Origin of the sequence: Nostoc sp. (genome assembly GCF_036917755.1) — a bacterium.
In the GTDB taxonomy this organism is placed as follows: Bacteria; Cyanobacteriota; Cyanobacteriia; order Cyanobacteriales; family Nostocaceae; genus Nostoc.
In genome coordinates this window covers 38,991-49,209 of sequence record NZ_JBALFC010000065.1, presented here as the reverse complement: position 1 = coordinate 49,209, position 10,219 = coordinate 38,991, and the positions used below count along the sequence as shown (strand labels likewise).

At 44.4% G+C, this 10,219-nt stretch carries 10 protein-coding genes; 5 read left to right on the top strand and 5 right to left on the bottom strand.

Annotated elements, in window-relative coordinates; translation table 11 throughout:
- Window positions 1–376 precede the first annotated feature (376 nt).
- Complete coding sequence (locus V7L05_RS15945) at window positions 377–1,426, bottom strand: serine/threonine protein kinase (RefSeq protein ID WP_335165356.1); 1,050 nt, start codon at window positions 1,424–1,426, stop codon at window positions 377–379.
- Between the two features lie 317 nt (window positions 1,427–1,743).
- Here V7L05_RS15945 and V7L05_RS15940 point away from each other — a divergent pair, with 317 nt between their 5' ends.
- Window positions 1,744–3,093 carry an acetyl ornithine aminotransferase family protein gene (locus V7L05_RS15940; RefSeq protein ID WP_335165355.1) on the top strand — a complete coding sequence of 450 codons (1,350 nt, stop codon included), beginning with the start codon at window positions 1,744–1,746 and terminating at the stop codon, window positions 3,091–3,093.
- A gap of 86 nt (window positions 3,094–3,179) precedes the next feature.
- The gene (locus V7L05_RS15935) at window positions 3,180–4,094 is read left to right on the top strand and encodes a DUF1338 domain-containing protein (RefSeq protein WP_335165353.1); all 915 of its coding nucleotides are present in this window, start codon (window positions 3,180–3,182) and stop codon (window positions 4,092–4,094) included.
- 404 nt (window positions 4,095–4,498) lie between these two features.
- Here the strand turns inward: V7L05_RS15935 and ureG are convergent, their stop codons facing one another.
- Window positions 4,499–5,095 (bottom strand): urease accessory protein UreG, encoded by a 597-nt coding sequence (gene ureG, locus V7L05_RS15930; RefSeq protein ID WP_100901384.1) that lies wholly within the window; start codon window positions 5,093–5,095, stop codon window positions 4,499–4,501.
- 24 nt (window positions 5,096–5,119) lie between these two features.
- Here ureG and V7L05_RS15925 point away from each other — a divergent pair, with 24 nt between their 5' ends.
- Window positions 5,120–5,242 (top strand): hypothetical protein, encoded by a 123-nt coding sequence (locus V7L05_RS15925; RefSeq protein WP_335165351.1) that lies wholly within the window; start codon window positions 5,120–5,122, stop codon window positions 5,240–5,242.
- Here V7L05_RS15925 and V7L05_RS15920 read toward each other — a convergent pair.
- Both V7L05_RS15920 and ureE read right to left on the bottom strand, forming a co-directional pair.
- Window positions 5,239–5,931: an urease accessory protein UreF gene (locus V7L05_RS15920; RefSeq protein ID WP_335165349.1), complete on the bottom strand. Its 693-nt coding sequence runs from the start codon at window positions 5,929–5,931 to the stop codon at window positions 5,239–5,241. The genes V7L05_RS15925 and V7L05_RS15920 overlap by 4 nt on opposite strands.
- On the bottom strand, window positions 5,906–6,352 hold the full coding sequence (ureE, locus tag V7L05_RS15915) for an urease accessory protein UreE (RefSeq protein WP_335165347.1): 447 nt from the start codon (window positions 6,350–6,352) through the stop codon (window positions 5,906–5,908). Before ureE ends, V7L05_RS15920 begins: the two co-directional genes overlap by 26 nt.
- Window positions 6,353–6,506: 154 nt before the next feature.
- Here ureE and V7L05_RS15910 point away from each other — a divergent pair, with 154 nt between their 5' ends.
- Window positions 6,507–7,076, top strand: a complete 570-nt coding sequence (locus tag V7L05_RS15910; RefSeq protein ID WP_335165346.1) for a Uma2 family endonuclease — start codon at window positions 6,507–6,509, stop codon at window positions 7,074–7,076.
- A gap of 259 nt (window positions 7,077–7,335) precedes the next feature.
- On the opposite strand, the gene V7L05_RS15905 is transcribed toward V7L05_RS15910, so the two are convergent.
- Complete coding sequence (locus tag V7L05_RS15905) at window positions 7,336–9,183, bottom strand: vWA domain-containing protein (RefSeq protein WP_335165344.1); 1,848 nt, start codon at window positions 9,181–9,183, stop codon at window positions 7,336–7,338.
- Window positions 9,184–9,482: 299 nt separating this feature from the next.
- On the opposite strand from V7L05_RS15905, the gene V7L05_RS15900 reads away from it, so the two are divergent.
- Window positions 9,483–9,842 (top strand): Rieske (2Fe-2S) protein, encoded by a 360-nt coding sequence (locus V7L05_RS15900; RefSeq protein WP_335165343.1) that lies wholly within the window; start codon window positions 9,483–9,485, stop codon window positions 9,840–9,842.
- Window positions 9,843–10,219 lie beyond the last annotated feature (377 nt).

Below are 10,219 nucleotides of genomic sequence, written 5' to 3'. Positions count from 1 at the left end.
TCTAGTTATTGGCATAGAGGATACACAATTTCTGGCTTTTGTCAAACCTTATGTTAAGAAAGATGTGGGTAATGGATAGTTAAAAAAGGGGGGTTAGGGGGGATCGAGGTTTCAAGCTTTGATTGCGTAAGTCCTGTAACTATTGCGATCGCAAAAGCAACTAATGCGACTGCTGATCTAACTATTGGAGTCGCAAAAGCAACTAATGCGACTCTAAAACTAACTATTGGAGTCGCAAAAGCAACTAATGCGGTTGCTGATCTAACTATTGCGATCGCAAAAGCAACAAATGCGACTGCTGATCTAACTATTGCGATCGCAAAAGCAACAAATGCGGTTGCCGATCTAACTATTGCGTAGGTGTAGCTGCTCGTTATTACCTATTTTGTGGTTTAGTGGGGGATGATGGCGTTTGTTGTGTTGAGGGATTGGTCGGTGTTGATGGACTTGAGAAAAATCTATCAATCAATTGAACACCATTATTAAGTGCTGAAATCAAAGGTTCTATCTTAGTTATAAGTACGCCAGCTGCGAGGATTGCTGCTAGCAGTACCTGTAAACGTTTATTTCCCAAACTAGGAAAAGTAAATCTCCTTCTCCAACCCAATTCTTTTAACCAGTCTTCTACTGTTTGGGGGCGCTTGTCTGGTTCTAATTCCATTGCGTGGAGAATGGCTTGATTGACGCGATCGCTAATCTGATCATTCAATTCTTTAGGTGGAATTAAACGCTTATTATTATCTTGGCGCTCAATAGCACTTTCTGGCAGTTTTCCTGTTAATAAAAAATATAAAGTTGCCGCAAGAGAATAAATATCAGTCCAAGGTTTACGTCGCCCCTGTTGTCTAGGAGAGTTAGAATACAGTTCAATTGGTGTAAATTTATCAACTAAGTTACCACGACTTGACACTGGGTTATCAACAAATCTTCGTGCTAAGTCGAAGTTTATCAAAACAACCTGATGCGTACCCGCCCGCAAAATGATATTTTCTGGTTTCACATTTCGATGTAAGAATTCTTGCTTATGTACCGTGATGAGTGCTTTTCCAATTTGCTCGATATAGTTTAGGGCTTCTTTTTCAGGGAGAAATCCTCGCGGTTGGACAATCTTGGCTAAATTATCTCCTGGAATATACTCCATGACCATGCATTTTAAGTCACCTTCCTCGAAAGTATCAATGACTTGGACAATATTCGGATGTTTGCATATTGATAGTTTACGGGATTCATCAGCAAAACCTGATTTTAAGCGATCGCGGTCTTCGTTACTTAATTGATTAAGTAAATTGGAATCCAATATTTTAATTACAACATTCTTGCCATCCCGATCCTCAGCAAGATAAGTAATAGCGAACTGTCCCTGTCCTAACTGTTGTTTAATTTCATACTTATCGCGGTGTAACTTTTGTCCAGATGCCCAAGTCATTAGTTGATTAGCTCAGAGACTTTTATTAATTTTTGCATATAGCAATTCTCCTGTGGATGCCATCGCACCTGGAAAATGTGTGTTATAAAAGCGGGCAAGAGTCTTAAAAAAATACGAAAGTCTTTACCATGAAGCTTTTTCGTTAAATACCTCTAAGGATTCATGAAAAATTTATCTGTAATTTTTCATGATCGCTAGCCTGTACTCTAATTTTTCGGTAAATGCGTAATTCCTACACCAATGGAATCAAATGCTACTTTAAATTATCACATTTTAGGGTTTAATCATCAGTAATATGCAAAAAAATTGAAAAAACTATGTTAAGTATCCCTATTAACTTAAATTTATCTCGTACACCCCGTCTAATAACTTCCTTACCTGGCCCTCTTGCTCAAGCAATTGTACAACGCGATCGCGCCGTCACTTCTCCTTCTTACACCCGTGATTATCCCTTAGTTGCATCTCGCGGCCAAGGGTGCATGATAGAAGATGTGGATGGCAATGTATTTCTGGATATGACCGCAGGTATTGCCGTTACCGCCACCGGACACGCCCACCCAGAAGTCGTCAAAGCAATTCAAGAACAGTCGGCGCGTCTGCTGCACATGTCAGGGACGGATTTTTATTATGAACCGATGGTGGAACTAGCGGAACAATTAGCGATTCGCGCCCCTTTTCCCCAGCCACAGAGTAACACTGGGTTTCCCGCAAAAGTATTTTTCACCAATTCCGGAGCAGAATCCAACGAAGGAGCAATCAAACTAGCTCGATATTACACCAAGCGATCGCTAATCATAGCTTTTTTAGGTGCATTTCACGGACGCACCTATGGGGCTATGTCTCTTACGGGTTCCAAAACAGTACAGCGAGCTAATTTTGGGCCTTTAGTTCCTGGGGTTACTCATATACCCTACGGCACTCACGCTAGTTTAGATTACCTGGAACAACAGCTATTTGGCACAATTTTACCACCGCAAGAAGTAGCAGCGATCGTAGTTGAACCAATTCAAGGAGAAGGTGGCTACATTGTCCCCGAAGATGCTTTCTTAAAAAGGATTCGGGATATATGCGATCGCCACGGTATTCTGATGGTAGTGGATGAAGTGCAATCAGGAATGGGGCGGACTGGTCGCTTATTTGCGATCGAGCATTGGGGTGTCATGCCTGATATCATTACTACTGCTAAAGGTATCGCCAGTGGTCTGCCATTAGGAGCGATACTTGCCAGACCAGAGTTAATGACTTGGCCTCCCGGTTCTCACGCTACCACATTCGGCGGTAATCCTGTAGCTTGTGCAGCTGGTATTGCCACACTGCGACTGCTGGAAAGTGGTTTGATGACCAACGCTACCCTGATGGGAGAATTTTTACAAGCTAGTCTTACCGAGTTGCATCAAAAATTTTCCAGAGTATCGCCGCCACGAGGTAAGGGTTTGATGGTTGCGGTGGACTTATTGGATAAACAGGGTAATCTTGATCATAAATTGCGCGATCGCATTATCCAAGAAGCTTTTTTACGCGGTTTATTGTTACTAGGTTGCGGTAAAGCAGCAATTCGTTTCTGTCCACCTTTAGTTATCGACAGCGACCAAATTCAGATAGCCCTTGAGATTATCAGCGAGATTTTAAAAAATGAGGGGGAGTGGGGAGTGGGGAGTAGGGAGTAGGGAGTAGGCTTGCCGTGAGCGTAGTCGAATGGGAGTGGGGGGAAATGACAAATGACAAATGACAAATGACAAATGACAAATGACAAATGACAAATAAAATAGCCTTTCATTTATGGAAATTACTTTGGCAAGAATACAGCGCCAGGGTAAATCATGCCCGTACCTACCAGCAAATGATTACTGCTGCGGGTGGGACTGTCGCCAACGACCACATCGCCTTTCGGTCTTTGCGTTTATTAGTAGATACTCCACAGGGTCAAGTTAACTTGGGAATTGACTACCTTGGGCAACTTGCAGAAGCTTTGGGTTATGTGGCGGTTGGAGAATATAATTTTGCTCAAACCCATTTGTACGCCCGTTATTATCGTCATCCGCAACAAGAGGAATTTAACTTACCCAAACTGTTTATCAGTGAGTTGATTGTCGATGAATTGCCTGCTAATATTGCCCAACTTATCTCTAAAACAGTATCTTCAATCTCAGACCAACTGAGCTTACCTCTTACTTTTCTACACAAAGACGGGAATATTGAAACCATCGCCAAACAACTCCAGCAAATCTTCACCCGCCCTTGGCTACCTCCCCAGCATTCTGTTGTCGAAGAGGTGAATCAGGTTACTCAGTATGGGGCTTGGGTGTTGTTGCACGGTTACGCAGTCAACCATTTTACAGGTTATGTCAACAGCCAGAACACTCCAGAATATCCAGACATTGATACTACCGCCAGTGCTTTGGCTAACCTGGGTGTACCAATGAAAGCAGAGATAGAGGGAAATGTTGCTTGTGGTTTGCGGCAAACTGCAACTCAAGCAGTAACAGAAATGGTGACAGTGTTAGATGATAACAGTGGCGCAGAAATTCAGATCCCTTGGACTTACGCCTATTATGAAATTGCCCAGCGCTATCTAGTGGAAGGGGAATCTGGAGAGCAAATGCTTTTCGATGCTTTTTTAGGAAGTAATGCCCAGCAATTGTTTGAAATGACTCGTCTGTTTAAGTAACCCAGAGTTGAGCCTGACTTTTCACCTCAAGTGGAAAAGTCCATGAAAAACCTAACCCCCTAACCCCCTTCCCGACACGGGAAGGGGGAAAATTCAAAATCTCTCTCCTACTAGGAGAGAGATTTTGAGGTTGTTTGAAAAGTTTTTCGCTGTGACTTTAGGCACTTTTAGATCCCCCCTAACCCACGCCAGTCGCTCCACTTGGGGAGACCCCAAGACCGCGCTGGCTCCCCTTAAAAAGGGGGGAACCGGAATCAAAGTCTCCCAATTTATCGGGAGATTTAGAGGGATCTAAAACTTTTGATACCGACAAGAGGACTTTTCAAACATCCTCTTAGAGAGAGGTTTTCCAGATGCCGTGAAAAGTCAGAGAGTTGAGCGAAACAATCCTGATCATTTGATTTTTAACAAATATTTGTGCAAACAAAGTTAATTACATCTGCAAGTCCTGACTGAGTTTTTAAATTAGTAAAAATAAAAGGTTTATCACCGCGCATTTTTTTAGCATCCCGTTCCATCACACTTAAATCTGCACCAACATAGGGTGCAAGGTCAGTTTTATTAATCACCAACAAATCAGATTTAGTAATGCCGGGGCCGCCCTTGCGGGGAATTTTATCACCTGCTGCAACATCAATGACGTAAATCGTTAAATCCACCAATTCTGGACTAAAGGTAGCAGCCAAATTATCACCACCACTTTCCAAAAATACTAAATCCAAATCGATAAAACGTTCTTCTAACTGTTCAATTGCTGCCAAATTCATCGAAGCATCTTCGCGGATAGCAGTGTGAGGACAACCACCAGTTTCTACACCCAAAATGCGATCGCTTGCCAACGCCTGAGAACGCACTAAAAACTGAGCATCCTCCTGAGTATAAATATCATTCGTCACCACCGCAATCTGATACTGCTCACGCAATCCCTTGCACAAAGCATCCACCAAAGCCGTCTTCCCCGAACCCACTGGCCCAGCAACCCCCACTCGAAATGCATTCATAAGTCTCCTCATCCCCAATGCCCAATGCCCAATGCCCCATGCCCCATGCCCAATGCCCAATGCCCCATGCCCAATGCCCCATGCCCAATGCCCAATGCCCAATGCCCAATGCCCAATGCCCAATGCCCCATGCCCAATGCCGCCTAACTCCTAAACAACCTTGTATACTGTGTTTCATGCTGCATACTCGCCAGTGACAAACCCCAACTACAACAGGCGAGTTGATCATCCTCCAACGCGAGAATTTCCAATGCCGCCGCACTAAGTAATGGTTGCAAATCTAGCAATAACTGCTGTCCTGCTGTTTGTCCAAGGGGAATAAGTTTCACGCCAGCAGTAATCAAATTACTTGCCCAACTATGCAGATATCCGAGTAATGCGGCTTTGATACTGATTTGCCAATGGGCAACGGCAATGCCAAAAGCGATCGCATAATTGCAAGGATTACCGACAGCATTGGCAATAGGTACAATCTGCGGTTCTAGTTTACCAAGTAATTGGATCAGCGATCGCCCCATCTGCCAACTAGAGGCGCGTAATTCTTCTGTTTCCCTAGCAGCCGATAACCAGAGATTCCAACGGCATAGCGACTCAACATCACCCATTTTTGCAGCTTGCTGCGATCGTACCATCACCGCCGCCTCTAACCGAATTGCCCCGTAGAGTAACTCTGCTTTTAGCCAATGTTTGAGATGTGTCTGGTTAGCGATCGTACCATTTTCTACCAACATTTCCAAGCCTTCAGAATAGCTATATGCTCCCACAGGCAAAGCGGGGCTAGCCAACTGTAAAATACTCAAAAGATGGCTATCACTGAGCATGATAGTGTTGTCCATAAGCTCCCAATTCTGGCTGAAACGGTAAAATTTCTTCTTTAACTTCTAACCCCAGTTGTTCTAACATTGTGCGTAAAACAGAATCTGAGGACAGGCGTAAATAAGTTGGGGTAATTTCTACAGGTACATGACGATTTCCCAAATGGTATGCCGCCCGTAATAATAAAAGTGGTGTTTGGGCAAAGGCAGTCAGCACTAGTTCTGGTTTGGCAGTAATTCTGATTAAACTGCTATCGGTTTCTTCTTGCAGAATATCGCCATCATGTAACACGGTTCCTCTGGGTAAATGTAAAAACACAACCTTACTATCTGCCGTTTCAAAGCGATGACGACTGCGGGTACGTTCTTCTGCTGTTAGCGCCAGAGTAAAAGTAACTACGGCATCGTGATTAGGTGGTTTAAGTTGGGTAAATGTTAGCATACAGAGTTTCGCCTGATCTTCCGCTTTTCATTATGGTTCTAATTTTACGAATTACGAATTACGAATTACGAATTATTTTAAATATCATAGCTGCCTTGCCCGAAGGAAAAATAAAATTAAACAAAGAAAGGCAACGAGCCAAACGGGGACAATCATGAACCAAGCCATTGAGGGAGTACGCTGGACAATTCAGGATTTAGAGGTTCTACCCGAAAATGAGTGGACGCGCTATGAAATTATTAATGGAGAACTCTTTGTGACTGGCACTCCTCACCGCCGTCATCAACAAGTTTGTGGCAAAATTTCTCGACAACTCGATGTTTGGTCAGATTCGAGTGGTTTAGGGGAGACAATTGTGCCTCCAGGAGTGATTTTTTCGCAAGCAGATAGCGTCATACCGGATGTAGTTTGGGTAAGTCGAGAACCACTGGCGCAAATTGAAGATGAAGCGGGACATTTAACAGGCGCACCAGAGTTAGTAATAGAGGTTTTATCCCCTGGTAAACAAAACGAATTTCGAGACAAAGAAGCAAAACTGAAACTTTATTTAGTTCAAGGCGTGCGTGAATATTGGATTGTTGATCGCTTCACTCAACAAGTCGAAGTTTATCGGCGAGAAAAAGCACAATTGGTTTTAGTTGCTACTTTGTTAGGCGATGATGAAATTACATCACCACTTTTACCCGGATTTTGTTGTTCTATCCGTTGCTTTTTTCCTGAATAATAACAAATTCGAGAAGATTTATGGTGGGTAAAATTTTTGGGCAATAATTGCTCTTTTCTCTGTGTACTCTGCGCCTCTGCGGTTTAAAAGTGATTTATTTAACCGCAGAGGCACAGAGGAGGACACTTGCATGGGCGGGTTTCCCACGCCAGTCCGCACAACAGGGGGAACCCCCGCAAGCGGCTGGCTTGACTTGAGCAAAGTGTCCGTAACGCAGAGAGGAAAGCAAAGATTTTATCAGTCACTTTGAAAGGGCTACTCAATTGGTAGTAGTGGGTTGGACAAACCGCTTAATTTCACCACAAGCAATATAGGACTTGCCATCAGGTGCGGTTTTGACTTCATCAACCAGGTAAAGCATTCCTTCCTCGCGAACCGATCGCGGAAAACGCATATTCCAATCCGGTTCATATCCGTCGGAAACTACCCTAGCACGCAGCTTGCTGCCATCTTTGACACACTGAACTAAAATGCTGTCCCCTACACTGTCAGTTGTGGTCAGATCGGCGGCACTAGCAGGGCCTTTGGAAGCTTTGCCTGTGTTAGTTAGATTCGATTGTCTAGGGGCAACGAAGATATCTGCTTTACCCGGTTGAGCAAAACGAGTGATATTACCACGTACACGGTAGAAAGTGCGTTCCCTTGAGAGTTCCAGTCCTTCAACAACATAGCTTGCTCCCTCGGCACGAATGGCGCGAGGAAACTGGATGTTTTTGGTTGAATCGTAGCCTTCGGACATGACTTTGATCCGCAGTTTACCCCCTTCACGAACGCAGTACAATTCAACACCTGAACCGACTTCATTCACAATCGGTATCGCGTACACTTCATCGCCAGCAGTGACACCGCGACCCACCAGATCGCTGCGATTGCGCGTCATCGTCTGGTAAGACTGATCCCGCATCTCTTTACGTCCGGCATTGCCTAGAGCTTTTTGGGCGATCCGACCTGCAAAATACTCAAGCTGATCGATCTCTTCAGCAATTTCAAAATTCTCGTTCAACCCTTTATCCCGCAAATCTTTCACAAGCGCCCGGAGGGTTTGTTCAGCTTCCTGATGCTTGCCATGTTCAGCTAGATTCAGTCCAATTTCTTTAGCCTTAGCGATCGTCAGGCGACTCAGTTCAATAATGATATGGCTCGTAGAGGCAAAAGCTGCTTCCTCAACAGTACCAACTTTGGCGATGACATCTACTGTACCTGATACGCTTTGAATCAGGTCATCTTGCACAACATCGGCGCTGTAATGTAGTTTCATCACAGGTAACTCACCAATTTGAGCGCTTGATATCATCAAACTCAAACCGAGAAGTTTGTCTTCGCCCTCATAAAGCTCTCCCAAGGTGAGGACAGGTTGAGAAGCTTTATTTTGGCTAACTTGAGCAAGACTTAAGGTATCAACAAGGCTGACACCATCAGCCAACTCCAGTGTCACCTTGAGGTTCTGTCCCACTACTGCTCTAAGACTGTCTAGTTCAATACTAAACACTTCCGTTGCTTCATCAATGCTTTGAATGAAGTAGAAGTTACCCGTCGCGGCTCTTGCCATCCCAATCAGCAGGTCTTCATTGAAACCCTGAGCAAAACCTAACGTAGTTGTGATAATGCCTTCCTCAGCTTTTTGCGCCGATGTCGCCGTGAGTATCTTCGGGTCTTGAATGCCCATATTGGCGTGACCATCGGTAAGCAGGAGAACACGATTTATTTTTTGCGGATCAAGTCGCGTCTTTACATGTTCACAGCCTTTGATCCATCCCCCCGATAAGTTGGTAATACCCCCGGCTCTCACCTTGCGGATAGAATTTTTCAGTGCAGCCTTGTTAGTCACAGCTTGGGGTGGCACAACGCTATCCACTTCATCGTCGTAAACAACTACTGAGAGAATGTCATCTGGCTCAAGTTGATCCACCACAGATTCAGCGGCTTTGAGTGCATGATGCAAGGGAGCGCCAGCCATAGAGCCGGAACGGTCAATTACAAGAGAAAGGTTAAGGTTACGTCGGGGAGATTCAGCTACCTCAGCCCGAAAACGTAGCAGAATATTAGTCTTTAATGAAGATCCTGCGGGGAGGATAGACTGGTCAAATTCGTAACTTGTCTTAATCATTTTTTATATCGCCCAAAATTGTCTATTATGAGCCACAATCCCGATGATGCTGTGACAGGAAGCGCTCTCTTTAGTTTACTCAGAAATCAGTTTGTTCAGTGTAACAATGGAATTTAATGTCATATTTTATAGTTATGACATCTCACCAGCGTAGGCAAAGCCCGCCGTAGACATCGCTCTTTCGGAAAAAGTTTGTGAACTACTGACTTTATCCTTCCCCACTCCCACAACTGAAAGGCGATCGCACTGGTCACAATTGCGGGAAACTGAAAGCAGATATATTAGGAGAGGAGAACCTAATGAGTTGGACTAAAGTTCTTGCAGTCGAAGCACTTTCCCCAGGTACGCGAGAAGTAGTGAAAGTTGGTAATCGGAAAATTCTGCTTTTGAATCACGAAAGTCAGCTTTATGCTGTAGATAACACCTGTCCTCATATGAAATTACCACTGAAAAGTGGGAAAATCACTGAAAGTGGGACAATTGTTTGTTCCTTCCATCACAGTGCTTTTGACCTGCGGACTGGTGAGGTACAAGACTGGTGTTCCTGGCCACCTGGTGTAGGTAAATTACTCTCGTTGGTTTCACAACCAAAGCCACTGCCAGTATTTCCGATTCGTGTAGAAGAAGGCAGTATCTGGGTTGATGTGCAAGAGGAATAGCACCCTCTCCCGGAATTTACCGAAAGAGTGGTGAATGAATGGGGAGTAGGGAGTAGGGAGTAGGGAAACTAAGCTGCTTAACATCGGGGAGCCACTCTCGTGGGCGGGTTTCCCGACTTGAGAAAACTGGCATCGGGGTTTCAACCTACCTTGAAAAATAGGGATTTTTTCGCTTAGCCCTTCGGCAGAGCTACGGGCATCGCATCGGGCGAGGCTTAAAACCAACTTTTCTATCTCTAGTTTTCTCTTTTGTTCCCCACTCCCCACTCCCTACTCCCCACTCCCGCCTCGAAAGGGCTGGTAAAAAAAGCAATAAAAACCCCAGCAGATGAGTTTAGCTGGGGTTTCTATCAAAATTGACCTATTTCAAAGATATA

What these genes read in the sequence shown, in the direction of transcription:
- V7L05_RS15945 (WP_335165356.1), bottom strand. Translation starts at nt 1,426, where the DNA reads ATGACTTGGGCATCTGGACAAAAGTTACACCGCGATAAGTATGAAATT.
- V7L05_RS15940 (WP_335165355.1), top strand. Translation starts at nt 1,744, where the DNA reads ATGTTAAGTATCCCTATTAACTTAAATTTATCTCGTACACCCCGTCTA.
- V7L05_RS15935 (WP_335165353.1), top strand. Translation starts at nt 3,180, where the DNA reads ATGACAAATAAAATAGCCTTTCATTTATGGAAATTACTTTGGCAAGAA.
- ureG (WP_100901384.1), bottom strand. Translation starts at nt 5,095, where the DNA reads ATGAATGCATTTCGAGTGGGGGTTGCTGGGCCAGTGGGTTCGGGGAAG.
- V7L05_RS15925 (WP_335165351.1), top strand. Translation starts at nt 5,120, where the DNA reads ATGCCCAATGCCCCATGCCCCATGCCCAATGCCCAATGCCCCATGCCC.
- V7L05_RS15920 (WP_335165349.1), bottom strand. Translation starts at nt 5,931, where the DNA reads ATGGACAACACTATCATGCTCAGTGATAGCCATCTTTTGAGTATTTTA.
- ureE (WP_335165347.1), bottom strand. Translation starts at nt 6,352, where the DNA reads ATGCTAACATTTACCCAACTTAAACCACCTAATCACGATGCCGTAGTT.
- V7L05_RS15910 (WP_335165346.1), top strand. Translation starts at nt 6,507, where the DNA reads ATGAACCAAGCCATTGAGGGAGTACGCTGGACAATTCAGGATTTAGAG.
- V7L05_RS15905 (WP_335165344.1), bottom strand. Translation starts at nt 9,183, where the DNA reads ATGATTAAGACAAGTTACGAATTTGACCAGTCTATCCTCCCCGCAGGA.
- V7L05_RS15900 (WP_335165343.1), top strand. Translation starts at nt 9,483, where the DNA reads ATGAGTTGGACTAAAGTTCTTGCAGTCGAAGCACTTTCCCCAGGTACG.